The sequence below is a fragment of the Eubacterium sp. CAG:156 genome, from assembly GCF_000434315.1.
In the GTDB taxonomy this organism is placed as follows: Bacteria; Bacillota; Clostridia; order Lachnospirales; family Lachnospiraceae; genus Eubacterium_U; species Eubacterium_U album.
In genome coordinates this window covers 1-26,764 of the sequence record NZ_FR878137.1, presented here as the reverse complement: position 1 = coordinate 26,764, position 26,764 = coordinate 1, and the positions used below count along the sequence as shown (strand labels likewise).

General features: G+C 31.7%; 22 protein-coding genes and 1 tRNA gene. 2 read left to right on the top strand and 21 right to left on the bottom strand.

Annotation, left to right across the window (positions count from 1 at the left end; translation table 11 throughout):
* Window positions 1–228: 228 nt before the first annotated feature.
* From ABMA45_RS02155 to rho, 6 genes are all read right to left on the bottom strand, one after another.
* Complete coding sequence (locus ABMA45_RS02155) at window positions 229–690, bottom strand: NUDIX hydrolase (RefSeq protein WP_347994673.1); 462 nt, start codon at window positions 688–690, stop codon at window positions 229–231.
* Between the two features lie 58 nt (window positions 691–748).
* The gene (gene prfA, locus ABMA45_RS02150; RefSeq protein WP_022088239.1) at window positions 749–1,825 is read right to left on the bottom strand and encodes a peptide chain release factor 1; all 1,077 of its coding nucleotides are present in this window, start codon (window positions 1,823–1,825) and stop codon (window positions 749–751) included.
* Window positions 1,818–2,687, bottom strand: coding sequence for a peptide chain release factor N(5)-glutamine methyltransferase (gene prmC, locus ABMA45_RS02145; protein ID WP_022088238.1), 870 nt, complete (start codon window positions 2,685–2,687; stop codon window positions 1,818–1,820). The genes prfA and prmC overlap by 8 nt, the downstream gene beginning before the upstream one ends.
* A complete protein-coding gene (locus tag ABMA45_RS02140) occupies window positions 2,677–3,675 on the bottom strand; it encodes a DUF1385 domain-containing protein (RefSeq protein WP_022088237.1) in 999 nt (332 codons plus the stop codon). The genes prmC and ABMA45_RS02140 overlap by 11 nt, the downstream gene beginning before the upstream one ends.
* 142 nt (window positions 3,676–3,817) lie before the next feature.
* Window positions 3,818–4,018, bottom strand: a complete 201-nt coding sequence (gene rpmE / locus ABMA45_RS02135; protein ID WP_022088236.1) for a 50S ribosomal protein L31 — start codon at window positions 4,016–4,018, stop codon at window positions 3,818–3,820.
* Between the two features lie 156 nt (window positions 4,019–4,174).
* A complete protein-coding gene (gene rho, locus ABMA45_RS02130) occupies window positions 4,175–5,776 on the bottom strand; it encodes a transcription termination factor Rho (protein ID WP_022088235.1) in 1,602 nt (533 codons plus the stop codon).
* A gap of 262 nt (window positions 5,777–6,038) precedes the next feature.
* Between rho and ABMA45_RS02125 the strand changes: the two genes are divergently transcribed.
* Window positions 6,039–7,187 (top strand): NAD(P)-dependent malic enzyme, encoded by a 1,149-nt coding sequence (locus ABMA45_RS02125; RefSeq protein ID WP_022088234.1) that lies wholly within the window; start codon window positions 6,039–6,041, stop codon window positions 7,185–7,187.
* 147 nt (window positions 7,188–7,334) lie between these two features.
* Here ABMA45_RS02125 and ABMA45_RS02120 read toward each other — a convergent pair whose 3' ends face one another.
* The 10 genes from ABMA45_RS02120 to ABMA45_RS02075 all read right to left on the bottom strand — a co-directional run bounded on the left by ABMA45_RS02120 (window position 7,335) and on the right by ABMA45_RS02075 (window position 20,032).
* A complete protein-coding gene (locus ABMA45_RS02120) occupies window positions 7,335–9,104 on the bottom strand; it encodes an ABC transporter ATP-binding protein (RefSeq protein ID WP_022088233.1) in 1,770 nt (589 codons plus the stop codon).
* A complete protein-coding gene (locus ABMA45_RS02115; protein WP_022088232.1) occupies window positions 9,094–10,830 on the bottom strand; it encodes an ABC transporter ATP-binding protein in 1,737 nt (578 codons plus the stop codon). Before ABMA45_RS02115 ends, ABMA45_RS02120 begins: the two co-directional genes overlap by 11 nt.
* Before the next feature lie 111 nt (window positions 10,831–10,941).
* Window positions 10,942–12,168 carry a DUF4317 domain-containing protein gene (locus ABMA45_RS02110; protein WP_022088231.1) on the bottom strand — a complete coding sequence of 409 codons (1,227 nt, stop codon included), beginning with the start codon at window positions 12,166–12,168 and terminating at the stop codon, window positions 10,942–10,944.
* Between the two features lie 288 nt (window positions 12,169–12,456).
* The gene (locus tag ABMA45_RS02105; protein ID WP_022088230.1) at window positions 12,457–12,975 is read right to left on the bottom strand and encodes a DUF4364 family protein; all 519 of its coding nucleotides are present in this window, start codon (window positions 12,973–12,975) and stop codon (window positions 12,457–12,459) included.
* Window positions 12,976–12,982: 7 nt separating this feature from the next.
* Window positions 12,983–13,570: a ribosome biogenesis GTP-binding protein YihA/YsxC gene (yihA, locus tag ABMA45_RS02100; RefSeq protein WP_022088229.1), complete on the bottom strand. Its 588-nt coding sequence runs from the start codon at window positions 13,568–13,570 to the stop codon at window positions 12,983–12,985.
* A 31-nt stretch (window positions 13,571–13,601) separates the two neighbouring features.
* A complete protein-coding gene (gene lon, locus ABMA45_RS02095; RefSeq protein WP_022088228.1) occupies window positions 13,602–15,920 on the bottom strand; it encodes an endopeptidase La in 2,319 nt (772 codons plus the stop codon).
* 15 nt (window positions 15,921–15,935) lie between these two features.
* On the bottom strand, window positions 15,936–17,240 hold the full coding sequence (gene clpX, locus ABMA45_RS02090) for an ATP-dependent Clp protease ATP-binding subunit ClpX (protein ID WP_022088227.1): 1,305 nt from the start codon (window positions 17,238–17,240) through the stop codon (window positions 15,936–15,938).
* A gap of 62 nt (window positions 17,241–17,302) precedes the next feature.
* Window positions 17,303–17,884 (bottom strand): ATP-dependent Clp endopeptidase proteolytic subunit ClpP, encoded by a 582-nt coding sequence (gene clpP, locus ABMA45_RS02085; RefSeq protein WP_022088226.1) that lies wholly within the window; start codon window positions 17,882–17,884, stop codon window positions 17,303–17,305.
* Window positions 17,885–17,909: 25 nt separating this feature from the next.
* Entirely contained in the window at window positions 17,910–19,190 is a 1,281-nt protein-coding gene (gene tig, locus ABMA45_RS02080; protein ID WP_022088225.1) for a trigger factor, read from the bottom strand.
* Between the two features lie 290 nt (window positions 19,191–19,480).
* Entirely contained in the window at window positions 19,481–20,032 is a 552-nt protein-coding gene (locus tag ABMA45_RS02075; RefSeq protein ID WP_022088224.1) for a DJ-1 family glyoxalase III, read from the bottom strand.
* Between the two features lie 179 nt (window positions 20,033–20,211).
* On the opposite strand from ABMA45_RS02075, the gene ABMA45_RS02070 reads away from it, so the two are divergent.
* Window positions 20,212–20,661, top strand: coding sequence for a CYTH domain-containing protein (locus ABMA45_RS02070; protein ID WP_022088223.1), 450 nt, complete (start codon window positions 20,212–20,214; stop codon window positions 20,659–20,661).
* A 103-nt stretch (window positions 20,662–20,764) separates the two neighbouring features.
* Here the strand turns inward: ABMA45_RS02070 and ABMA45_RS02065 are convergent, their stop codons facing one another.
* The 5 genes from ABMA45_RS02065 to ABMA45_RS02045 all read right to left on the bottom strand — a co-directional run bounded on the left by ABMA45_RS02065 (window position 20,765) and on the right by ABMA45_RS02045 (window position 26,692).
* Window positions 20,765–21,631, bottom strand: a complete 867-nt coding sequence (locus ABMA45_RS02065; RefSeq protein WP_022088222.1) for an RsiV family protein — start codon at window positions 21,629–21,631, stop codon at window positions 20,765–20,767.
* Window positions 21,632–21,642: 11 nt separating this feature from the next.
* Window positions 21,643–22,251 carry an RNA polymerase sigma factor gene (locus ABMA45_RS02060; RefSeq protein WP_022088221.1) on the bottom strand — a complete coding sequence of 203 codons (609 nt, stop codon included), beginning with the start codon at window positions 22,249–22,251 and terminating at the stop codon, window positions 21,643–21,645.
* A 26-nt stretch (window positions 22,252–22,277) separates the two neighbouring features.
* Entirely contained in the window at window positions 22,278–24,119 is a 1,842-nt protein-coding gene (locus tag ABMA45_RS02055) for an acyltransferase family protein (protein WP_022088220.1), read from the bottom strand.
* 237 nt (window positions 24,120–24,356) lie between these two features.
* A complete protein-coding gene (locus tag ABMA45_RS02050; RefSeq protein ID WP_022088219.1) occupies window positions 24,357–26,438 on the bottom strand; it encodes a hypothetical protein in 2,082 nt (693 codons plus the stop codon).
* A 174-nt stretch (window positions 26,439–26,612) separates the two neighbouring features.
* A tRNA-Leu gene (locus ABMA45_RS02045) sits at window positions 26,613–26,692 on the bottom strand.
* Window positions 26,693–26,764: the final 72 nt, after the last annotated feature.

Genomic DNA, 26,764 nt, shown 5'->3' with positions numbered 1-26,764 from the left:
AATCAACCATTTGTTGTGACAGAGCCTTTCAAAAAAGACCAACACTATTCTTGCAATTCCTCCAACTATTCCATTTTTATAAATATCCAATATTTAATTATATCTTCTCTGTTATTTATTTTTTATACCCCATAATTAAATTATCTCTCTATACTTTAACAACGAACAAATCAAATATTTTAATTTACGATTTATATCGTTATTTTGATTTTTCAGTTTATGACTCTTTTAATAAAACACTATATTTTTTTCTTTTAATTTATCCCCTTCATATACTAATTTTAATGAAAAGAATCTTTTTTCATCTTCTAATAACAATTTCAAGAATACTGCATCCCCTTCCCATGTTGGCAAATTAGGTACTTCTTTTTTATCTACCCATTTAAGTTCTCCCTCATCGCATTCAATTATATTTCCTGTAAACTTATCCGCAGTGAATAGGCACATAGTTTCTGATTCACATTCGTTACTGATAAATGTTATGATTCCTCTAAATTTGTAAGAAGTAAGTGTTAGTCCTGTTTCCTCTTTTACCTCTCTTACAAGACATTCTTCCGGTGATTCCCATTCGTTAGCATGTCCACCTACTCCTATCCACTTGTTTTTATTAATATCTTCTTTCTTTTTTACACGATGAAGCATCAAATATTTTTCATCATTTTCTATATAACAAAGAGTTGTCATCTGCATAATTCTACCCTCACTTTTTATATAAATATGAGCCATCTTTCGATGGCTCATAAAAAATTTATCCTTCATTTTCCATATTGCTAAGCTTTGCTGCCTGATCTGCTGCTATACAGTTATCGATTATTTCATCAAGATTTCCATTCATTATTTCATCTAATCTATGTGATGTAAACTTAATTCTATGATCTGTTACTCTTCCCTGTGGGAAATTGTAAGTTCTTATTTTTTCTGAACGGTCACCGGTTCCTACCTGACTTCTTCTTGCTGCTGATTCAGCATCCTGCTTCTTTTGAAGTTCAAGTTCGTATAATCTTGCTCTTAATACTTTAAGTGCTTTATCCTTATTTTTTAACTGTGATTTTTCATCCTGACATGAAATAACAATTCCTGTTGGAATATGTGTAAGTCGTACAGCTGAGTCAGTTGTATTTACACACTGACCACCATTTCCTGATGCTCTAAACACATCAAATTTACAATCATTCATATCGATTTCTACATCTACTTCTTCTGCTTCAGGCATAATTGCAACAGTTGCTGTTGATGTATGAATTCTTCCACCTGATTCAGTTACCGGAATTCTCTGTACACGATGTACTCCACTTTCATATTTCAACTTAGAATATGCACCCTGACCGTTAATCATAAATACAACTTCTTTAAATCCACCTAAACCATTTTCGTTTAAAGAAATCATTTCTGTTTTCCAACGATTCTTTTCTGCATACATACAATACATTCTGTAAAGTTCAGCAGCAAATAACGCAGCTTCATCTCCACCTGCGCCGCCACGGATTTCTACAACAACGTTTTTATCATCATTCTCATCCTTTGGTAAAAGTAAAATCTTTAACTGCTGTTCCATTTCTTCAACTTTTGCTTTAGCTTCATTTAATTCTTCTTTAGCTAATTCACGCATATCTTCGTCATTTTCTTCATCAAGAATTAAAAGACTGTCTTCAACATCCTGCTTAGCCTGTTTATATGTCTTATACGCTTCAACAATTGGTGCTAAGTCGCTTTGCTCTTTCATTAATTTTCTAAAATTATTCTGGTCATTTGCCACGCTTGGATCGTTTAACATTTCTAATATTTCATCAAATCTTTCCAATATACCATCTAATTTATCAAACATTTTCTTCTCCTTTTCTCGCAATCACAACTCTGTCATTTCCTGACAAATCTTTATATACATTAATATCTTTAAAATTATACTGTTTCAAAATATCGGGAACTGTTTTTCCCTGATCATAACCAATCTCATAAAAAATCATCCCGTCATCTGACAAATATTCATTTAACTTTTCCGATATTTTTTTATAAAATATCAATCCGTCTTCATCACCATCTAAAGCCATCATCGGTTCATGATTTTTTACTTCTTCCATAAGCGTTTCAATATCACTTTTGCTTATGTACGGCGGATTAGATACAATTATATCATATTTACCTGATACATTTTCAAATAAATCTGATTCAATAAATGTAACTTTTGCATCTAACTGCTTTGCATTATCAATTGCAACTTTTAATGCTTTTGGGGACAAATCTACTGCTGTCACATCTACATTTTCTGCAAGTTTTTTTATTGAAATCGCTATGCATCCTGAGCCGGTACACATATCTAATACTTTAACTTTCTTGCCTTGAATCTTTTGTTTTAAATAATTTAAAACCCTTTCAACTAAAAGTTCCGTATCCTGTCTTGGAATCAATACATCTTCATTCACATTAAATGATAATCCCATAAATTCCTGCTTACCGGTTATGTGCTGTAAAGGAATCTTATTACAACGCATATCTATAAATTTAAAAAACTTATCTGCATCCTCTTTATTAACTAATCTTTGAGGATTGATAAAATACTGTACTCTTGTAATCCCTAAAACTTCTTCTGCTAAAAGCCACGCATCAACAGTTGCATCCAAATCAGATGCTTTCTGCAATTTTTCTATTCCATCTTTTATCAAATCTTTTAATTCAAATTCAGTTGACATCTTCTTCTCCTGAAATTTCATCCAAAACTTCTATTCCATTGCTTTTCAAATAATCTTTCCAGTCAAATACTTCCTCAACTGCCTTAATTGCAACTTCAATCATATCATCAGTTGGTTCTTTAGTTGTTATTTTCTGCATCCATATTCCGGGTTTACTTATTAAATTAACAATAAAATTATCGCTACTACCCGCTAATCTGATAATCTCATATGAAACACCTGCAATTACAGGTATTAGAATTAATCTTATTGTATATTTAATCCAAACTACATCCGAACGAATGAAGATAAAGAACAAAATACTAATTATCAAAACTATCAACATAAAACTTGTTCCACATCTTTTGTGAAATCTTGAACTTTCTCTTACATTTTCTACAGTTAATATTTTCCCATTTTCAATACAGTTAATACATTTATGCTCTGCTCCATGATACATAAATGTCCTTCTTATGTCTTTCATTAATGATATTAACAGCATATATCCGATAAAAATAACCATCTTGGCTATTCCTTCTATTACTGGAACCTGTCTGCTTCCTATTCCCGGAACAAATCTTTCAAACATATCCGCTATAAATAACGGTAACATCATAAATATTAATACTGAAAATATAATAGAAACTGCTACTACACATCCCATTATTACATTCTCAGCTTTCTCACCAAATTTATTAATAAGCCACAATTCTAATTTGCCAGGCTCTTCTTCTGTTTCATCATCATCTTCAAAAAAAGATGCTGAATATGTAAGAGATTTTATTCCAAGCACTAGGGAATCAATAAAACTAAATACTCCTCTGATAAAAGGAGCTCCCAAAATTTTGTTTTTCTGTGAAGCACTTTTATATTGCTTCTTTTCTACCTCAATTGTATTATCACTTTTTCTTACAGCTACAGAATACCAGTCCTTATTTCTCATCATAATTCCTTCTATAACTGCCTGTCCTCCTATTCCGGAAGAACCTAATTTATTTTTATTTTTCATAAATGTCCTCATTCATTATAATCGCACAAATAAAAATATTAAATATCCCTATTTTCATAATCAGATTATGCTTCTAACCTGCATATCTTTACATAAGAAAATAGGTTGAGAACAAAAATTCCCAACCTGTTATCCTTAATACTTACTGAATACCATATTTCTTATTAAACTTATCAATTCTACCACGAGCTGAAACTGCTTTCTGCTGTCCTGTGTAGAATGGATGACATGCTGAACAAATTTCAACATGAATATCTGACTTAGTTGAACCTGTTACGAATGTGTTACCACAGTTACATGTAACGGTTGCCTGCTGGTAATCTGGATGGATTCCTTCTCTCATTACATTCACCTCTTCATTTCCTTAAATTAAATTTTATGCTTATTGGCAACGCCAATCCGTCTTAACTCAATAGCCTAGTCATTATAGCATATGCTTTTACTATTAGCAACCTTTTTTTATTAAATGTCACTTTATTTTATAATGATTCGACAAAAATTACGTGAATCTGTGAGCACCTGTTGAATTTGTTGGTCCATCATTATTTTTTATTTTTGAAATTTTTGAAATAAATTCTTTATTATTTTTTGTTCTATAGAATAAATTAATTATTCTTTCTGCCGCTTCTTCTTTCTTCATTCCATTAATTTCTTTTCTTATTACATAAGATGCTCCTAATTCTTCACTATCTAATAATAAATCTTCTCTTCTTGTACCTGACTTAATTATATCAATAGCCGGGAATACTCTCTTCTCAGATAATTTTCTATCAAGAACCAATTCCATATTACCTGTTCCCTTAAATTCTTCATATACAACATCATCCATCTTACTTCCTGTATCTACTAATGCTGTAGCAAGAATTGTCAGGCTTCCGCCTTCTCGCATATTTCTTGCAGCACCAAAGAATCTCTTTGGCATATGAAGTGCTGCCGGATCCAAACCACCTGATAAAGTTCTTCCACTTGGCGGTACAGTCATGTTGTATGCTCTTGCAAGTCTTGTAATACTATCCAATAAAATTATTACATCATTTCCATGTTCAACTAATCTTTTTGCTCTTTCGATTACCATTTCCGAAACACGTTTATGATGCTCAGGTAATTCATCAAATGTAGAATAAATTACCTCTACATTCTCGCCTTCAATTGCTTCTTTTATATCTGTAACTTCTTCAGGTCTTTCATCTATTAATAAAATAATCATTTTCATTTCAGGATTATTAGTCTGAATTGATTTTGCTACCTGTTTTAAAAGGGTTGTCTTACCTGCTTTTGGTGGAGACACAATCATTCCTCTTTGTCCCTTTCCAATTGGGCTGATAATATCAACTATTCTCATTGCCATATTTTCAGATGGTGTTTCCAAATGAAGTCTGTTATTAGGGAATATAGGCGTTAAATCTTCAAAATTTGGTCTGGAAATAACTTTTTCCAATGGTTCATCATTTACTTTATCTAAATAATAAAGAGCTCCAAACTTTTCTGATTCTCTCTTTGCTCTTACTTTTCCTTCTAATATATCTCCTGTTTTCAAATTAAATCTTTTAATCTGTGATGGTGCCACATAAACATCATCATCTCCAGGCATATAGTTATCACATCTGATAAATCCAAATCCATCCGGCATAACTTCAAGTATTCCTGATTTAAAATCTCCTTCATCTGTTGGCTGAGGATCTCTCTTTTCAGTTTTTTGCACCTTCTGTACCAGTTTATTTTCATTTTTAGAATGTGTTTTTATTATTCTATGTTCAGTCTTTCCTTCTGATTTATGTGAATTCTTTTTCTCTGTCTTTAACTCTTTATTACTTTCTGAATTTTTTTCTTTATTTTCTGACTTTTTTTTCTTTACTTCCTTTTCAGGCTTATCTTCTTTTTCTTCAGTACTTACTTCTGCTACCTGTATATTTTCTTTGTTATCATTATTAACTTCTTCTTTTTTGGCAGCTTCAGTCTGCTTTTTCTGATTTCGCTCATTCACTTCCAAAATCATATCTACTAACTGCTGTTTTCTTAACTTTGTTACACTTTTAATCCCATTTTCCTTTGCAATGGCTCGTAATTCGCTCACTGGTAATGACTGCAACTTTTCTCTCATAAATGCACCAGTCCTTTCACTATCTATCTGTTCAATATTTATTATTAAATCCGGGAAATGTGTGGGAACCCCACTTGAGTCTAGATTCTGTTTTTATATTAACACATCTTTTTTAAAAATAATAGTGTAATTTTTAAAAATGTGTTATGCTTATAAATAGGTGTTTAAATGTATTTTTAACTACTATACTTCAGACACCTGCTTTTATGTATATGTTTAAAATATACATTTATTACTATTTATATTATATTCGGAGGTTATTATGACAACAGATGAAAAAGCTTTAAAGCTCCACGCTGATTTAGTAGGTAAAATCAGTACAGAAGCAAAATGTAAAATCAAAACACGTGAGGATTTATCAATTGCATATACACCGGGTGTTGCTAAACCTTGTGTTGAAATTGCTAACAATCCGGAAGATGTTTATAAATACACAATGAAGGCAAATACAGTAGCCGTAGTTTCAGACGGAAGTGCTGTTTTAGGTTTAGGAAATATTGGTCCTTACGCTGCCATGCCTGTTATGGAAGGTAAAGCTGTTCTTTTTAAAGAATTTGGTGATGTAAATGCCGTTCCAATTTGTCTTGACACACAGGATACACAGGAAATCATTGACACTGTTGTTAGAATTGCTCCCGGATTCGGTGGTATTAATCTTGAAGACATTTCTGCTCCAAGATGTTTTGAAATAGAAAGTAAACTTAAAGAATTATTAGACATTCCTGTTTTCCATGATGATCAGCACGGAACAGCAATCGTTGTTCTTGCCGGTATTATCAACGCTTTAAAAGTTGTCGGAAAGAAAAAAGAAGATTGTAAGGTAGTTGTAAATGGTGATGGTTCTGCCGGTATTGCAATTTCAAAATTATTATTAAAATATGGTTTTAAAGATCTTACAATATGCGGTTTATACGGAATATTATCAGATGATGTTAAAGATTTAAACTGGGCTCAAAAGGAAATGGCTCAGGTAACTAACCTTGAAGGAAAAAATGGTGTTCTTGCCGATGCAATGGTTGGTGCAGATATATTTATTGGTGTATCAGCTCCAAACATCGTAACTAAGGAAATGGTTTCTTCAATGAACAAAGACGCTATTATATTTGCAATGGCAAATCCTACACCTGAAATTATGCCTGACCTTGCTAAAGAAGCAGGTGCAAGAGTCGTTGGTACAGGACGTTCTGATTTTCCAAATCAGGTTAACAATGTTGTTGCCTTCCCTGGAATTTTCAAGGGTGCTCTTGAAGGTCGTGCAAAGCAGATTACTGAAGAAATGAAATTAGCTGCTGCTAATGCAATTGCTTCTCTCGTTCCTGATGACCAGTTAAGCGAAAACTTTATTTTACCTGAAGCCTTCAATCCTGAAGTTGCCGAAGTAGTAAGCAAAGCCGTAAAAGAAAACATATAACACCAGATTCAAAAAAAGACTGCGTTCATGCTTGCATGAAAACGCAGTCTTTTTTATGAATCGCCAAAATATGAGAAAATAGCCCGATAGGGTGGTTTTCGAATATTTTGTAGAATTGCGAGAGTTCGAAGAACGTAGCAATTCGTGTTATATGTTGAACTGTGCCATATACAAATTATAATATGCACCTTTCTTTTCCAATAATTGTCTATGATTTCCCTCTTCTATTATCTTTCCATTATCAACAACAAATATTCTATCTGCTCTCTTTATTGTAGATAATCTGTGTGCAATTACAAAAGAAGTTCTTCCACTCAACAATTTATCAATCCCTTTTTGAACTATTAATTCTGTTTTTGTGTCTATACTTGAAGTTGCTTCATCAAGTATAAGTATTTTAGGTTTTGAAACCATTGTTCTTGCCAATGCCAAAATCTGTTTCTGACCTATAGATAATCCTCCACCACGCTCTAACAACTCAGTATCATAGCCTTTATCAAGCTTCATTATAAATTCATGAGCATTAACAGCTTTAGCAGCTTCGATTATTTCTTCATCTGTTGCATCTAATTTTCCATATCTTATGTTATCTTTGACAGTTCCTGAAAAAATAAAATTTTCCTGCGTCATTGTTCCAACCTGTTTTCTAAGGCTTTCTATTGAAACATCTTTTACATCATAACCATCTAACAACACTCTTCCTTCATTTGCATCATAAAATCTACTGATAAGATTTATTATAGTTGATTTTCCTGCTCCTGTAGGTCCAACTATCGCTATCGTTTCTCCCGGTTTAATAACAAAGCTTACATCATCTAATACTTTTTCTTCATCATATCCAAATGTAACATGGTCAAATGTAACTTCACCCTTTATATCAGGTAAATCGACAACACCTTTCTCATCCTCTATTTCAGGCTTTGTATCTAAAATTTCAAATATTCTTTCTGCTCCTGCAATATTTGTTGTTATCTGATTATAGAAATTGCTTAAATTATTAATAGGCTGCCAAAACATATTAATATATGTTCCAAATGCCAAAAATGTACCTACAGAAATATTTTCATCTTTCAATACAACAATTCCTATAAAATATAATGCAACACATCCAAATCCCCATGAGAAATCAATAACAGAACCAAAACAGTCACTTAATCTTACAGCTGATCTGAATGATGATTTATGTTCATTTAGTAACTCATCAAATGTTTCTTCTGTTTCTTTTTCAGCAGTAAAACTATGAATTATTTTCATTCCCGACATATCTTCATGCAAAAACGCATTTAAATTAGAAGATTTTTTTCTAAAAGTCTGCCATCTTGGATGAGCCTTAACCTGTATCATTGTTATTGCAATTGCCATAAAAGGTGTACTTATAAGTGCTGCTACTGCAAGTTTTGGATTCTTAGAAAACATAATAATAACAACTGCACATACTGTAATAAAATCAGGTATTAATGTTGTTACACAATTTGACAGAACATCTTTTAAGGAATTTATATCTCCGATAATCCTAGATAATATTTTTCCTGTAGGTCTACTATCAAAGAACTTAAATCCAAGTTTTTGTATATGAGTATATAATTCCTGCCTAATTGTAAGTAATATTTGATTACACATTTTAGCCATTATATACATTCTAAGTTTAATGGCAAATGTTGCAATTAAATTGATAATTAACGCTATAATTAATAATTTGTATAAGCCTATATAGTCTTTATTTCCAATATGATTATCTATTGCTGACTCAATTATTAGAGGGTTTATTAAACTTACAACTACACAATATCCCATAAGTATCAAAACTAACACTATTGTCCACTTGTATTTTAACAAATACAAAAGCAATCTTTTAAGAGTTTGAAGTTTACTCTTTTCTACGCTTTTTTCATCTTCTTTATATGAATTATAAGCCATTCACTTCACCCCCTTCTACATCACCATATTGAGATTGATATGTTTCATAATAAAGGCCATGTTTTTCTAACAACTGCTGATGCTTTCCTCTCTCGGCGATAATTCCATCTTTGAGAATTATAATTTCATCAGCATTTTTTACAGCACTAATTCTATGGGCTATTATAACCTTTGTAACACCATCTAATTTCCTTAATGCTTCCTGAATCTGTTGCTCTGTTTCCATATCCAGTGCTGATGTAGAATCATCTAATATCAGTATTGGATTTTTCTTTGCAAATGCTCTCGCTATGCTGATTCTCTGCTTCTGTCCTCCCGACAGTCCAACACCTCTTTCACCTATTACAGTATTATATTTATTTTTCATTTTAGTAGCAAATTCACTTACCTGTGCATTATTTGAAGCTATCTCTACTTCTTCCTCACTTATGTAGTCCTTTTTACCAAGTTTGATATTTTCAGCTATTGTGTCGGAAAATAAAAATACATCCTGCATAACCTGAGAAATACTTTCTCTTACCTGACTTAGTTTCATATCCCTTATGTCAACATCATCAAGACATATTTTTCCTTTATCAGCATCATAAAATCTTGACATAAGATTAATTATTGTAGATTTTCCCGACCCGGTTTCTCCCATAATTCCAAGTGTTTCTCCAGGTTGTACTTCAAAAGAAACATCTCTTAATATATGTTTTCCTTCTTTTCCATATGCCACATGGTCAAAAGTAATCTTACCCTTAACCTCATCAAGAATTATAGGATTTTCTTTTTCTTTGATTGTTGGTACTTCATTATAAATTTTCTTTAATTTTCTATTAGATGCAATTGCTGATGAGAAACTATTTGTAAGCCATCCAAGCATTTCCATCGGCCACACTATATTATTTGAATATTCTACCATTGCAGCCAATTGTCCCAAAGACATTCTTCCATCAATAACAATTTTCCCGCCTGCGAGTAATGTTAATAGCGGTAAAATTTTTGTTACTACAGAAAAATAAGGATAATATTTTACAAATACTTTTGACTGCTTCATATTCAATTCATAATATCTGTTGTTATGATTCAGAAATTTTTCTATTTCATATTTTTCTCTGGCAAATGCCTTAACTGTTCTGACTCCTGCAAGATTTTCTTCCGCAACAGTATTTAACTCGGCATTTTCTTCGCTTATTTCCTCATACACTGCTCCTAGTTTTCTTTCCATAATTAAAGCAATACATCCACAAAAAATCATGGCTACTGTAGGTATAATCGCAAGTTTAACGTTTGTTGTATACATGCAAAATAATACTATTGATGTATGTATTACCACTTCAATCAACAGCATACTTACATAGCTTAATCCATCCCAGATTTTATCAACGTCATCCTTAATTCTTGACATCAATTCACCGGTATCCGTTCTATCAAAGAAATCCTGGCTCAATTTCTGTGTATGTATAAATAAATCTTTTCGCATAGAACTTGCTATATCAGAACCTAAGCAGTCAAATGTATATTCTTTTATATATTGAAATACCGCTCTTCCTACGCCTATTGCCAAAATTCCTGCAAGTAAATATTTTAATTTGCCTATCTGTCCACCTACAATAACATCATCAATAATATGTTTTGTAAGCTGCGGTGACATTAAATCAAGACTTACTGCAAGAATCATCGAGCCTATTGCCAAAATATATCTAAGTTTATTTTTCCATATATATGCAGATAATTTTTTCACTTCTCCTCCTTTTTATCAGTAGATCTTTTATGTAATTGCAACTCCTCTTTTATAATCATTTTAATGAAGTAAGATTATAAACTCTGAATGATATTGTGCTCTTTAAAAATTTTAACGCTTCACAATATTTATGTTATCTTCTTCCGATACAGGAATCACAATGCACTTTTGTCCTTCAATTAATTGGGTTCTTATTTCATCTTTCTTATCACCTGAAACTCTTACAAAAATTTCATTATCATCTGTCTCCTGTGTTTCTTCTTCGTCATTGTTAATTGTGCTATTTGCAATAGTTTCATTTGCTTCTTCTAACTTTGCTGTAAGTTCTTCCACTTTTGCTGTAAGTTCAATCTTTTCCTTCTTCTCAGCACTTTGTTTCACAATTTTTTGGTCAACAATATTTTCTGCTTCAGGTAATTCTTCACCTAATGTATGCACAAATTCTTCCGCGATACTCTGCGCAACACTTCCCATTACGCCACTTTCAGTAATAACCTGCGCAACAACTTCTTCTGTTAATTTTTCTTCCGGTTTTTCTTCTATTACATCTGCCAAATTTTCATTAACTTTAATTAACACCTCTTTATGGTCATCTTCAGGTACATGCTCTAATAACAAATTATTAAAAATAACCTGTTTTTCTGCATTTGTATGTTTGCTTTCACATCCTAAAATATTATTTACCAATTCTTTATGTGGTTCTTTTGCATCCTTTGAATAGAACATAACATTATGTATATCCGTACTTCTATCTGTAAATGCCGGAAATAAAAATCCGCTTTCCGGAAGTCCGACAATCCAGTCCCTGTCTACTGTTCCAATTCTATTCTCGTCTTTTCTGTATCCAAGTCCCGGTTTACTTAAAGCCACAGGACATATTGAGCATATGATATATTCAAATATCTCTTCTGACTCATCTAACTTATTATTGTCTGTTGTTTTTGTCATTACATCATAAACATCATGGAATAATAAAATTAGATAATTTCCTGTATGTTCATAATTTTCTATTACCATATCATAAAATGACTCAAGCATTTCTTCATTCTTTAACTGACTTGACTTAATTGCCATAAGACTTTGCTGATGTCCTCCCGGTTCCTCTTCAGCTAATGGAAATTCATATTCCATTAAATTATTGCCTATTGTACCTGACAATGTTTTCTTGGCAATTTCAAGGTATTTATAAAATTCTTCTTCCTCTAATCCCAAGAAATTTTCATCTATATTTACAATCTTATTTTTTTCTCCATCCACATAACATCCTGTCATTTTTGTAAATGTACAGCCATCTTTTGTCATTCTTCTTTTTAATTCTAATATTCCTTTTTTATCCATCTCTCTATTACCATCTAATTATTAATTTTCTTTACAACCAACTCTTTGTTTTTATTTGTAGTTGTCTTTCTATTTAAATAATTACTATTCCTTTCTCTCTTTTTGTCTTAAGTGCATCAATTAACATCGTTTCAAATTATTATACATTTTTATTTATAGTCTATACAAATTTAATACCTATTTTTATTCACTACTCATTTTAATTCATAGTCTTTTTAGCGTATAATTCATATGAACATGATATACATTATTTTTTCTTTACAACAAAACTGACAAAATAGCCAAAGGCTATTTCGTCAGTTTTGTTATAACCATTTCATATATTTCCTGACTTGCATCTTTCCATTTAGCACACATTTTTGCAGCGCTTTCTTTATTTGGTACAGTCAGATTTATTTCAATTAATGTACTTGCATCTTCATTTACCTGACAATGCACAATATAATCTCCATCATTTACTCTATAATAGTCAGAAACTGTTCCGACTTCATTTCTAAGTTCATACTTATTTGTTATCAAAAAAGTATCCATATCATCAATTATTGCATTAGGAATTTTATTTTCAAAAAATTTTAAACTTTCTCTTCCTTCTGATGTTAAATGATAATATGATGTATTTCTTACTGTATCCGAAAACACGAAATTATTTTCGCATAACTCATTTATCGATTCCTGTAATGAAAAGTAATTCGTATACTCATTTTCTAAGAAAAATTCTGAAATCTGTGAATTTGTTAACGGAAAATCAACCTTATTAAGCATGTATAAAATCATTAATTTATACAATGTAGCCGAATCCATTGCCATTTCTTATCTACTCCTTTGTAATCTGATCTATGATATCCCATATTTCATCTCTTCCCTGTTTTGTCTGAGCTGAAAAAGGAATAATAATTGTTCCCGGTTCCACGTTAAGTTTTTCCTTAATTATCTTTACATTTTTCTGAACCTGGCTTCTTTTTATTTTGTCCAGCTTTGTTGCAATAATAATCGGATAGAACCCATTTGCCAAGATCCATTCATACATTTCTACATCATTAGTTGACGGTGCATGTCTAATATCTACCAATAAGAACACACATTGTAACTGCTTAGAGTTTCTCAAATATCTTTCAATTAACTTTCCCCATTTTGCCTTAACTTCTTTTGATACACTTGCATATCCATATCCGGGCAAATCAACATAATATAATTCATCATTAATATTATAGAAATTAATTGTTTGTGTTTTTCCAGGCTGTGAAGATGTTCTAGCCAATGATTTTCTATTCATTAACGCATTTATCAATGATGATTTACCTACATTTGATTTACCGGCAAAAGCTATTTCAGGTTTATCATTGTCCGGAATTACGCTTGTAACTCCACAAACTTTTTCTAATTCTACACTCTTTATTATCATGTTGATTTACCTTTCTATTTATATGTCGTTATTATTTAACTAACGCCTGTTTCAATACTTCAGTCATTTCTGAAACATATACTATTTTTAATCTATCAGTAATTTCAGTTGAGAATTCTTCTACGTCAGTTTTATTTTTCACCGGCACAAGTACTTTTTTCATTCCCGCATCTTTTGCTGCCAACAATTTTTCTTTAAGTCCACCTATAGGAAGAACCTTTCCTCTAAGAGTAACCTCACCTGTCATTGCTAAATATCTGTCTACAGGAATATTTGCAATAGCTGAAACTATTGCTGTTGACATAGTTATACCCGCTGATGGTCCATCTTTTGGAACTGCACCTTCCGGAATATGCATATGTATATCATTCTCTTTAAAGAATTTACTGTCAACGCCATATTCTTTGGCAACACTTTTTGCATAACTAAGCGCAATCTGTGCTGACTCTTTCATAACATCGCCTAGATTTCCGGTTAAAACCAGTATTCCTTTTCCAGGCATTGTATTTACTTCTATCTGTAATGTGTCTCCACCTACACTAGTCCATGCAAGTCCTCTAACAATTCCAATTTCATTCTTTTCATTTGCTTCATCCTGGCGGAATTTTTCTTTTCCTAAATATTTAGTAATATTTTTCGATGTTACTTTAATACTTTTCTTTTCTTTTCCAACTATTATCTTAGCTGCTTTTCTGCAAATTTTTGCAATTGTTCTGTCAAGACTTCTGACACCTGCTTCTTTTGTATAATATTTTATAATTTTATTTATTGCTTCATCAGATATTGTAAGTTGTGATCTTTTCAAACCATTTTGCTCTAATTCTTTCTGAATTAAATGCTCTTTAGCAATATGGAATTTTTCATTATCTGTATAACTTGATACTTCAACTATTTCCATTCTGTCTAAAAGCGGTCTTGGAACAGTTGACAAATCATTAGCTGTTGCAATAAACATTACTTTCGATAAATCCAAAGGCACTTCCAAATAATTGTCTCTGAATTTAGAATTTTGTTCTGAATCTAACACCTCTAACATTGCTGCTGCCGGATCACCATGAATACTTTGACCTAATTTGTCAATTTCATCAAGTAAAATAAGAGGATTAGCTGTATTTGCCTGTCTGATAGCAGTTGCAATTCTACCAGGCATAGCTCCAACATATGTTTTCCTGTGTCCTCTTATCTCAGACTCGTCTGTAACTCCTCCTAAACATATACGGACATATTTTTTATTTAATGCCTCTGCAATTGAGCGCGCAATTGATGTCTTACCTGTACCCGGAGGCCCTACTAAGCAAACAATTGGACTTTCGCCTTTATCTTTTGTTAAAACCCTTACAGATAGAAATTCGAGCATCCTTTCCTTTACATCTGTAAGTCCATAATGATCTCTGTTTAAAATTTTCTCAGCATCTTCTACATTTTGATTTTCTTGTGTGCAGTTATTCCATGGCATATCCAACATAGTTTCAATATAATTTCTTAATACATTACTATCTGCCGGATTACCCGCTGACATACGTAATCTTTTTATTTCTTTTAATATTTTTTCTTTTATTTCATCATCAGCATTTAACTTTTTAGTTTTTTCAATCATCTCGTCAATATCTGACGTAGCATCATTTTCGCCAAGTTCATCCCTGATGACTCTCATTTGTTCTCTTAAAATATGTTCTCGCTGATTTTTATCTATATTTGTTTTAACTTTTTCTATAATTTCAGCTTTTACCTGACTTATTTCATTTTCAATACTGAAAAATGACAAAATCACTTCATATCTTTCAAGTAGTGTATTTGCCTCTAAATATTTCTGCTTTGTTTTAAAATCCATTCGGATTCTCATAATAATCTGAAGCATTGTACCACTTAATGACTCCTGATTATCAATATTTTTTATTCCAACAGGTGTCAATTCATGATTAATACCATCATAAAGTGCTAATTCATCCTTAAGTTCTCTTAATAATGCAATTTCTCTAACCTGAATAATTTTTTCATTCGGCTCTTTAATTATTTCAATATCGCCTTTAATACATGAATTTTCTTCATTGTAAGAATGAATTATTCCTCTTTCTTTTGCTTCAACCATCACACGCACTATCCGGTCAGGCATCTTATTAAGTTGTTTTACTTCAACAACAGTTCCTACTTTATAAACGTCATCAAAACCCGGTGCGTCTACCACCGGGTCTTTTTGTGTTACTACAAATAATTTTTCGCCTGTCGTCACAGCTTCATTCGCTGCTGCAATAGACTGTTTTCTGCTGACGTCAAAATGAACTGTCGTTCCCGGTAATATTGTTAATCCTCTAAGTGGTATTACCGGCAAATTTAACATTTCGTCTGGCATTTCTACTCCCTTACATTAAGCTGGTTGAATCTGTTCGTTCTTTGCTTTCTTATTTGCTCTTTTTATTTTCGCATCCAAATTATTTTTGTACTTTAACTCAGGATCTGCTAACTGGTTTACTACATCTTCATTAATAATGCATTCCTCGATTGTTTCATCTGAAGGTGTTTCATACATTACATCTAATACTGTTTGCTCCATAATTGCTCGCAATCCTCTTGCCCCTGTCTTTCTTTCAAACGACTTTTTAGCAATTGTCTTTAAAGCTTCATCCGTAAATGTTAATTTTACTCCATCAAGTTCAAATAACTTTTCGTACTGTTTTACAATCGCATTTTTGGGTTTTGTTAAAATTTCCACTAATGCATTTTCGTCTAATGATTTTAATGCAACTGTTACAGGCACACGTCCTATAAACTCAGGAATAATTCCAAATTTAACCAAATCCTGTGGCATTACTTCGCCAAATAACGCATCGTTATTCATTTCAGTATTATCTGTTATTTCAGAATTAAAACCAATTGCTTTCTGATCCATTCTGTTTTCAATAATTTTTTCTAATCCATCAAATGCTCCTCCACAGATGAACAAAACATTTGTTGTATCAATCTGAAGCAATTCCTGATGTGGATGTTTTCTTCCTCCCTGAGGTGGTACACTTGCTACTGTTCCCTCTAAAATCTTAAGTAATGCCTGTTGCACACCTTCACCTGAAACATCTCTAGTGATTGATACATTTTCAGATTTCTTTGTTATTTTATCTATTTCATCAATATAGACAATTCCATATTGTGCTTTTTCAATATCATAATCCGCTGCCTGAATAAGTTTAAGTAATATATTTTCTACATCTTCTCCAACATATCCTGCTTCTGTCAAAGTAGTTGCATCAGCAATTGCAAACGGTACATTAAGAATTTTTGCTAAAGTCTGTGCTAAATATGTCTTTCCGGAACCTGTTGGTCCTAACATAAGAATGTTTGATTTCTGTAATTCTACATCCAAATCATTTCCGGCCAATACTCTCTTATAATGATTGTATACAGCTACTGAAAGAACTTTTTTTGCATCATCCTGTCCTATAACATATGAATCCAAAAATTCTTTTATTTCTTTTGGTTTAAGTAAGTTGATGTCATCTGTAACAGCACTATCCTGCGCCTGGTATACCTCTTCTTCAACAATTTCTGCGCAAGTCTCTACACATTCGTCACATATATATACTCCTTCCGGGCCTGCAATCAGTCTCTTTACCTGATACTGAGATTTACCACAGAATGAGCAGCGTACATTGCTATCATCAAAATTTTTACCTGCCATCATAACCTCTTTCTAATTTTAACAATAAGGCACCACTAATGCGGTGCCTTATAAATTACATGCTATCTTGTTTCAATAACCTTATCAATCAAACCATATTCCTGAGCTTCTTTCGCTGTCATCCAATTATCTCTGTCTGTATCAGCTTCCACAACCTCAAGTGGCTGACCTGAATTGCTAGCTAAAATTTCATTTAACTTTTTCTTTGTTTTTAAAATATGCTCTGCAGCAATCTGAATTTCAGTTGCCTGTCCCTGAGCACCACCAAGTGGCTGGTGAATCATAATTTCTGCATTAGGAAGTGCGTAACGTTTTCCTTTTGTACCGCTTGATAAAAGGAATGCGCCCATACTTGCTGCCATACCGATACATGTAACTTCAACATCACACTTGATGTATTTCATTGTATCATATATAGCCATTCCTGCAGTAACTGATCCTCCCGGACTGTTAATATAAAGATGGATATCTTTACTTGGGTCCTCGGATTCAAGGAATAATAACTGTGCTACAACTATACTTGCTACAGCATCATTAATCTCTTCACCAAGAAATATAATTCTGTCTTTTAATAATCTTGAATAAATGTCATATGAACGTTCGCCTCGGCTAGTCTGTTCAATGACGTAAGGTACTAAACTCATGTGCCATACCTCCTGTTTCTGTTATTTATTTTGCAGCGTCAACTACTAACTTAGCAGCCTTCTGTACTGCGATATCTTTCTTAATTGTCTCTTTATCAGCATCTGTTGTGAACTGCTTAATCTGATCAAGTTCCATATTGTACTGTTTAGCCATTTCTTCTAATTCTTTTTCGAATTCTTCATCTGAAACTTCGATGTTTTCAGCCTTAACAACTGCTTCTAATACAAGTCTTGCTTTAATTCTTTCTTCAGCCTGTGGTGTCACCTGTTCAAGTAACATTTCAGGTGTTGAACCTGTAAACTGCATATACTGTTCAAAAGAAAGTCCCTGTGACTGTATTCTCTGAGCAAAATCTTCAACCATCTGCTGTGCCTGTGCTTTAATCATCTTTTCATGGATGTCCATCTTAGCATCTTCAACGATTGCTTTAATTACATCAGCTTCTTTCTGCTGTTCTGCTTCTTCTTTCTTCTTTTCTTCAAGGTTCTTCTTAACATCTTCCTTGTATTCAGCAAGTGTATCAAATTCAGATACATCCTGAGCGAAATCATCATCTAATTCAGGAAGTTCTTTAACCTTGATTTCTTTAATATTTACCTTGAACATTGCTGGTTTTCCTGCAAGTTCTTCAGCCTGATACTGTTCTGGGAAAGTAACGTTAACTTCAACTTCGTCTCCTACTTTCTTTCCTACTAACTGATCTTCAAATGTGTCAATAAATGAATGTGATCCAATTGTTAATGGATAATCTTCACCCTTTCCACCTTCAAATGCAACACCATCAACAAATCCTTCAAAATCGATTGTTACCTGGTCTCCATTTTCCACTTCTTTATCATCTGCAGCAACTAATCTTGAGTTCTGTTCCTGAACCTTTGCTAATTCAGCATCAACTTCTTCATCTGTTACTGTTGTATCCTTAGCTTCTACTTCAATTCCTTTGTATTTTCCAAGTTCTACTTCAGGTTTTAATACTACTTCTGCTGTAAAGATAAATGGCTTTCCAGCTTCAATCTGTACGATATCGATTTCAGGCTGAGCAACGATTTCTAATTCACTTTCTGTTGCAGCATCAGCATAAGCTCCAGGAATCATGCTATTTACAGCATCTTCATAAAATACGCCAACGCCATACATCTTTTCAATCATCTTACGAGGTACTTTACCTTTTCTAAATCCAGGAATGCTGAATTTAGATTTAGATTTCTGGTATGCACTTTCTATAGCCTTTTCAACCTCTTCAGCAGGTACTTCAATTGTAAGCTTTGCAGTGTTATTTTCTAACTTTTCAACTTGTAAACTCATCTTAATATTTCCTCCTTGAATATGTAAAATGGACTATGAGTCAGTGTCCATCTTTCTATCTTTTTGATTGCAACAGGGCATACTACACCCTATACGCAGTACAACATTATAACATAAATGCAAGATACTGTCATCATTTTTTTATTAACTTTTTCAACTCTCTTTTTATCAATTATTATTTTTTTATTTAATACTTATATAATATTATTTGTAAACTTTCTCTATATAAATTATAAACTTCTAAGTGTTTTAACTATTGCATTTTATCAATTCTTTATTATGCAGATTTACTATCTATTAAAATGAATTGCTTCAGCAATACTTCCTGCTTTTTCTTCGCTGTCTAATATAGATACCATTTCAAGTCCCATCTCTAATGCTGCTCCTAATCCGTTTGCAGTAACAAACTGTCCATCAGTAACTACGCTTCCACCATATTCTTTGCAATCCATTTCTTTTTCAAAACTTCCATGACATGTAGCTCTTTTATCTTTTAGTAAGCCCAAATGACTATATATACTTGGTGCTGCGCATATAGCTGTAAGATACTTGCCTTCCTTATAATATTTTAATATTGCCTGTTTCAACATATCGCATGCCTCAAGATTAGGTGTGCCCGGTATACCTCCCGGAAGAAAAATTCCGTTTCCTTCATCAAAATTAATATCTTTAATTAATTTATCTGCCTTAATATTTACTTTATGAGAACTTTCAACCATTAATTCATCTGTTACGGATACTGTAACAACATCAATTGTATGGCTTCTTCTCATTAAATCTATTACCATTAACGCTTCTGTTTCTTCAAATCCCTGTGCTAAAAATGCATATATTTTCTTCATGTTATTTATTCCTTTCTATATCATTTTATTAGTTTTATTCTGTACAATCACTTTCTTTATATTTGTACTTTTCTTGCCTTTATTATAGCAAACTGATAATATTATTCTAGTATTTAATGTTTTGTTATACAACTATATTTTATGAAAGGTATTAACGTATTTGTTATAATGGTATTTTTATGGAAATAGAACGCAAATTTATTCCTAAATGTCTTCCTGACAATTTAGACTCTTATGAACACCACGATATTCAACAGGCTTATTTAAATACTTCTCCTGTTATTCGAATCAGAAAACAGGATGAGGATTATTTTCTTACATATAAAGGTAGCGGAATGATGTCTAGAGAAGAATATAATCTTCCTCTGAATCAAAAAAGTTATTTTCATCTTTTGACAAAAGCCGATGGTAATATTATTACAAAAACACGATATCTCATTCCTCTATTTAATTCTCTAACAGCTGAGTTAGATATTTTCCACGATATATTTGATGGTCGTTTACTGGTAGAAGTCGAATTTAATTCTATCGAAGATGCCAATTCATTTATTCCACCTGAATGGTTCGGAGAAGATGTCACATATGACAAAAAGTATCATAACAGTAATATGAGCAAAGAAATATTGTAATTTTTTCAACTCAACAAAAAAAGGATTTAACGCAATAACTAAAAATTTTTTACCTTTTTAATTATTGCATAAATCCTTTTATTATTACATTAGTCTTTTTTATTTATTTCAAAATATTTTGGATTGTTTTATGTGATATTGTAAACTCTAATGCGCCCATATATGCCGGTGCAACATCTCCTTCTGCAAAACATATAACTAATTCACCTGAATTATTAATATAAAACTGTTGATTTTCATCTATTTTTTCAAATGTTGTATATTTTTCCTCTTCATCTATAAAATATTTATACTGTGAATTTTCTTTCATTTTCTTTTTCATCTGTTTCTTTATATCTTTAGTAATTACATCTACATATTGACTATCTTTTTTAAACAAATCTGTTAATTTTATCACTTGTCCTGTCTTTTTATCAATTGTATAAAAATAGTTTACTTCATAACCATCTGCCTGAGACATATATGCTGACAACTTAATGCAATAATAATCAATTGAATTTGTAACTACAGTATTATTCACCTTTAAAGAAGAATACCCTAAGCCACCAACTTGTTTTCTAAATTCTTTAATAAGTTCATTTGTTTTTTTCTTCATATCCTGATTTATTTTTTCTTCAGATTTATCAGCGTTTTCTCTAATTTCTAATTCCGTATCTTCTGTTTTATTTTTCACTTTTTTCAAATTAATATCTGCATAATTTTTGCCATCATCAAATTTATATTGCCTAAATGTGACCATTTCAAAATATGCACCTACAAAAGGTATTTTTTGCATAGCATATGCTGTTGATTCATTTATATTAGGAATTATTATTGTACATATAATTACTGCTGCAACCGCAACTGCCATATGCCAATAATTCTTTTTTTTAATGCATAAAGAATCTGCCTCTTTTAAATATTTTTCATTAATTCCACTCATAGCTTCCAGCAATTCTAAATTACTGATTTTTTCTTTTTTATTGTCCATGCCTATTCTCCTTAATATATTTCATATCCTTCATTTTCCAAATAGCTCTTTAATTTTCTTCTCATTCTATGCAATAACACTTTTACTGCCGACTCTTTAAGATTAAACCTATCCGCAATTTCTTTTATTTCATCCAAATAAAAATATCTTCGTACAAATATTTGTCTTTTTTGTTTTGGCAGTTTTTCGAGATATTTATTAATTGAATTTTCTAATTCTTTTCTATCCATTTCTTCACTCACATTATTATTCAATAGAATTTCGCACTCATTTAATTCATCTAATGTCTTTTCAATTCTTGAATTAACTCTTTTGCTTGCATTTTCATATTTATATTTATTAATTGCCTGATTTCTTGTTATTTTTCCAATAAACGCTGATAAAATCTCCGGAATTATCGGTGGTATGGAATCCCAAACTTTCAGCCATGTATCATTTATACACTCCTCTGTATCTTTTTCATTTAACAAAATTCTAAAAGCTATTGAATAACAATATTTACCATATTTTTGTTCTATATTTACAATTGCTCTTTCATCCCTTTCAAAAAATTGTTTGATAATAACTTCATCATCCACTATTTCATTTATTTTTTTTTGATTAATTGACGAATTTTTCATTTTAATTTCCTTACTAAAATCTATTTTCAGTTATCCGTATTTATATTATTTAAAATATTATTATATAGCAACGTTGCGTAAGCCTTACACCCCGATTCTGTTAAATGAATTCCATCATTCACAAACCAGTCCTTATGACTTTCTCCATATGTTGACCAATCTATTAAATTCACATTTTTATATTCGTTTACAATGCTTTCAATCATATGATTTGATTCTTCCTGCCACTGCAAATGTTCGCCAAAAACATTTACCCAATATATCTGTCGCTTTGCACCAATAGCTTTAATCAATTCTTTTCCTGTCGAAGAAGAAAATGTTCCATTTGTTCCCAATGCAATAACAACAATATCTCCTAGTTTTCCTTCTCTTTCTAAATTCTTAACAATATCTTTTGCCTGTGATACCTGTCTTGATACTTTTGCATCAATAATTATATTAGGATTTATTTTTTTCAATTCGGCTGATGCTCCTAACAATACAGAATCTCCTATTATTGTAATTTTTTCATTTTTAATTTGCTGCTTTTTTGTTTTTTTCTTTTTTTCATTAGTATAATCTTTATTATTCACTTGTTCATTTTTTAAAGTTACAGGTTCTTGATTATTTGCTATGTCATTATTTTTTTTCTCATAATTGTTTTCATTTTTCATCTCACTTACTACTTTGTTTTCATCAGCTTTTATTAATGTTCTATTCAATACCTTTGACAAGTCACATCTAACAGTCAAAATACACATAATCAAAACTATACATGCAGATAAATAACTCTTAGCTAAATAACTTTTAACAAATTTATTTTTTTTGCCTCTTATTCGATTGGTGTTTAAACGTTTTGTAAAGCAATTTTGAACTATTGCAATACCTAAAATCAACAATATCTGTATTACCCATGATGTGATTCCATAATTTGCCTTATAATATCCAAAGATAAATATAATAGGATACATCCATAAATATATTTCATAACTTATCTTTCCAACAATAGTTAGAGGGCTCTTTTCAATTACTCTACTAAATCCACTGCCAGACATCAGTAAAACAATTAATGCACAAATAACACTATTTACGAACAGTCCTCCTAAATATACATATGCGCTCTGTCCTTCTACAATAAAGTATCCACATATGCATAACACACTTAACATTACTAAAAAAATGTTTTTGGCATATGAAACTATTTTTGACTCGCTATGCTTTAAATTATTTTGTATAATTGCTACAAGCACTCCCATCAAAAGCGAAAACATTCTTGTATCTGTCCCGTAATATAATCTTGATACATCATTTTGTGGGCTATACAAAACACTCATCCACGCTCCGCCAACTAACACTACTAAAGCAAGTATTATTAAAGTTTTCTTTTTAGAAAAGTACTTTTCACCACGTTTTATCATGAAAAATAGTACAGGCCAAACAATATAAAATTGCATTTCTATAGCTATAGCCCATAAATGTGTAAATGGCGACTGGTTACTCATTCTGGCAAAATATGATGCATTTTGTTGAATTTGCCACAAATTATTATATCCTCCAAAAACGCTAATAATTTCACTTGTTTTTCCTTTTAACACTTCCGGTATAAATATCGCTAACATTCCACACACCGAGCATATCATAATTATTAATGGTGGGAAAATTTTCTTTATCCGTTTCATGTAAAATTTTTGAACAGAATATTTTCCATTCGTCACTTCCCATTCTGCCCCTTTATAAATCAAATATCCTGATAAAACAAAAAACATATTGACTCCAAGAAATCCTCCTGGAAATTTGCCTGGTATTAAATGATAAAAAACAACTCCCAGAATTGCGATTCCTCTCATTGCATCTAAACCTTCTATATAATTTTTCTTTTTAGTATTCATTTTTATCCCTTTCTAATTAGTTTTATTATTTTTATCTTATATATCTATAGACACGATAATTTCATATCAGGTTACACTTTTTTTTGAAAAATTATATCTTTTAGTTTTTTTGTGCTAACTAAATAAAAAGCCTCATTAATGTCCCGGCTTCTAATCGTTAGATTTTTTTGTGCTAACTTTTAAAAGTAAGTATACTAATGAGGCTTTTCATTAATTTTTTAATTTCACCACAATCATTTAGTTCCAAAACATTATTAGATTTCTTAAATGACAATATATTCTCATACCTTTTTCATTATCATAATATGTTAATGTGCTCTCAGGTGTAACAGCAATACTTGCTGCAATCGTACTTATAACAGCCCATATCGTACATAATACAAAAACTCGGTATATCCATTTTTTTAGTTGTTCATTCTTCATATTTCCACAAACATAGAACATAACTGCCAATCCCGCCATCATAAACTGCCATGCATAATCACATCCGTATCTTATGGAATAACCATTTTCCCATGTCATTGAAACCATTATTAACGGGAATATAATTCCAGGTATAAGCCATGTCAATGCAAGTTTTATCTTCTCTTTTTTATCAAAATTCTTAGCAAGTTTCGGTGCATATAGAACTGAAAGTATTGGAAGTCCTCTTGCAATCAATCCCATTGTACATGGTGTATCCACAAAATAATACCCATTAAGCTGCATTGAGTCATAATTACCATGTATGAACGGAAATGTTGAATTAATAGTCGGTATAACTAACAATGTATTTACAACAGCAACCATAACCAATTCAATAGTTGATTTTGCCTGAGTAAAATCATTTATTGTTAATGAATATTGAATTCCAAAATCAAAAACACTACCAAATCTTGCATAATTGTACCACATTTGAATTAATCCAAATACAACATAAGGCACACCTGCTGCCAAAACATATTTGATAATCTCTATTGCATTCTTTCCATTTTGCTTATTGTTCTGAATTAATCCATATAAAATCCATATTACACATGCGAAGCACCAAAATACAGCTGTAACTCTTGCAAGAACTGCTAATCCCATAAACAGCGCAGACAAAAACAGGAAACTTTTTTTAATTTTCTTTTTCTGAAAAATTCCACTGTTTATAATAAAGAACATTCCTATCGCTGTAAAGCAAAGTCCTGATGCTGATGCTAATTCGTAAAACTTAGGTCTTACAACATTTAATGTAACTCCACTAATTATCAACGTTGTAAACAATCCCATTATAGTCATCCTAAACGGAATCTTTTTAAACCAGTTTTTTACAACGCTTATATATATTAATGCTATAAAAATCAACGCTATCATACTATAAATGTAAGTCGCTAAGGCCGTAGAAAAATATTTTCCCGTAATCTTATGATATGGCATAAATAACGTTAAAACTGTTGTTATTCCATAATATGAATAATATTTTCCATTATAAAGCAAATGATCCCATTTGTATGATTCTCCCATTGTCGTTCTTTGCGTCCAATCATACGGATTATCCACATCGAGTAACGCCTGCGGAACAGGATCAAGCAATGATACCTGTCCTTTTTCAAACGCATCAACTAATTCCTGATTTATCTGATTCGTCACAACTTCTTCTGTTTTAAACAAATCATCTGTATACATTTTTGCAATAAATGTAAGTGTTAACGCTGATACAACTACTGCAAATATAACTACCGCCTTTTGACTTTTTTTCTTCAGATTCATTCTTCCATCAAGTCCTGGATATTTAGCAAATACATATCCCAAAACCATTATGATAAATATCATAAAAACTCTGATAAAAGAAAATTTAAATGGGATTTTTTCATTTATAGTCAAACCTGTAATTGTATACCTCTGATTTGCTTCAGATTCTATTTTCATGGTAATCGTATATGTTTCACCTGTAAAACTACAAGTAGCATATTTTGTTTCAGGCATAGATTTAACTATATTCATCTTTTTATTGCTATACCTATCTGAGTCTCTATGTGCGCTTTCTGTATATGCGATACTTACATCTGTTTGTTCTTTTCCACCATCAGCAGATTCCATATTAAACTTTATCGTTTTAACATAATCATTTACCGGAAACTTTACTGCTATTTCCTTGTTCGATGCAGTATATACTCCATTACTCTCACTTGCACCTGTAACCTGTGCTTCCGACACTGGAATTGTCCTTTGATTATATTTACCTCCCAACAACGTAAAGCTCTTATAGTTAAACACAAAAATTTCCAATAAAATGCATATAACTAATGTTATTAATCCAAATCTAAGAACCTTGTCTCTAAATTCTTTTTCCACCTTTTTCTCCTCCATATCTATTGGCTTTTCTTATTCTTCGATTCTAATATCCCATGTGAATAGCATAATAAATAATACCATATATCTCCTTTTAATTAAAGGTAGCTTTTTATTTGATTTTTTAGTAATTCTTCAAAAACAAAAAGGATTGTCGCAATCGACAATCCTTTTTCATGCGGGTGACAGGACTTGAACCTGCACGGTCTCCCACCAGAACCTAAATCTGGCGCGTCTGCCAATTCCGCCACACCCGCTAAATCATTTCAAAAAATAACAGGTGTAAGATTTCTTACACCTGTCAGTGAGCCACCGGGGACTCGAACCCC

What these genes read in the sequence shown, in the direction of transcription:
- clpP (WP_022088226.1), bottom strand. Translation starts at nt 17,884, where the DNA reads ATGAGTTTAGTACCTTACGTCATTGAACAGACTAGCCGAGGCGAACGT.
- ABMA45_RS02110 (WP_022088231.1), bottom strand. Translation starts at nt 12,168, where the DNA reads ATGGATAAAAAAGGAATATTAGAATTAAAAAGAAGAATGACAAAAGAT.
- prmC (WP_022088238.1), bottom strand. Translation starts at nt 2,687, where the DNA reads ATGTCAACTGAATTTGAATTAAAAGATTTGATAAAAGATGGAATAGAA.
- ABMA45_RS02125 (WP_022088234.1), top strand. Translation starts at nt 6,039, where the DNA reads ATGACAACAGATGAAAAAGCTTTAAAGCTCCACGCTGATTTAGTAGGT.
- ABMA45_RS02155 (WP_347994673.1), bottom strand. Translation starts at nt 690, where the DNA reads ATGCAGATGACAACTCTTTGTTATATAGAAAATGATGAAAAATATTTG.
- ABMA45_RS02060 (WP_022088221.1), bottom strand. Translation starts at nt 22,251, where the DNA reads ATGAAAAATTCGTCAATTAATCAAAAAAAAATAAATGAAATAGTGGAT.
- ABMA45_RS02120 (WP_022088233.1), bottom strand. Translation starts at nt 9,104, where the DNA reads ATGGCTTATAATTCATATAAAGAAGATGAAAAAAGCGTAGAAAAGAGT.
- ABMA45_RS02065 (WP_022088222.1), bottom strand. Translation starts at nt 21,631, where the DNA reads ATGGACAATAAAAAAGAAAAAATCAGTAATTTAGAATTGCTGGAAGCT.
- rpmE (WP_022088236.1), bottom strand. Translation starts at nt 4,018, where the DNA reads ATGAGAGAAGGAATCCATCCAGATTACCAGCAGGCAACCGTTACATGT.
- lon (WP_022088228.1), bottom strand. Translation starts at nt 15,920, where the DNA reads ATGCCAGACGAAATGTTAAATTTGCCGGTAATACCACTTAGAGGATTA.
- ABMA45_RS02105 (WP_022088230.1), bottom strand. Translation starts at nt 12,975, where the DNA reads ATGGCAATGGATTCGGCTACATTGTATAAATTAATGATTTTATACATG.
- tig (WP_022088225.1), bottom strand. Translation starts at nt 19,190, where the DNA reads ATGAGTTTACAAGTTGAAAAGTTAGAAAATAACACTGCAAAGCTTACA.
- clpX (WP_022088227.1), bottom strand. Translation starts at nt 17,240, where the DNA reads ATGGCAGGTAAAAATTTTGATGATAGCAATGTACGCTGCTCATTCTGT.
- ABMA45_RS02070 (WP_022088223.1), top strand. Translation starts at nt 20,212, where the DNA reads ATGGAAATAGAACGCAAATTTATTCCTAAATGTCTTCCTGACAATTTA.
- ABMA45_RS02075 (WP_022088224.1), bottom strand. Translation starts at nt 20,032, where the DNA reads ATGAAGAAAATATATGCATTTTTAGCACAGGGATTTGAAGAAACAGAA.
- yihA (WP_022088229.1), bottom strand. Translation starts at nt 13,570, where the DNA reads ATGATAATAAAGAGTGTAGAATTAGAAAAAGTTTGTGGAGTTACAAGC.
- prfA (WP_022088239.1), bottom strand. Translation starts at nt 1,825, where the DNA reads ATGTTTGATAAATTAGATGGTATATTGGAAAGATTTGATGAAATATTA.
- ABMA45_RS02140 (WP_022088237.1), bottom strand. Translation starts at nt 3,675, where the DNA reads ATGAAAAATAAAAATAAATTAGGTTCTTCCGGAATAGGAGGACAGGCA.
- rho (WP_022088235.1), bottom strand. Translation starts at nt 5,776, where the DNA reads ATGAGAGAAAAGTTGCAGTCATTACCAGTGAGCGAATTACGAGCCATT.
- ABMA45_RS02055 (WP_022088220.1), bottom strand. Translation starts at nt 24,119, where the DNA reads ATGAATACTAAAAAGAAAAATTATATAGAAGGTTTAGATGCAATGAGA.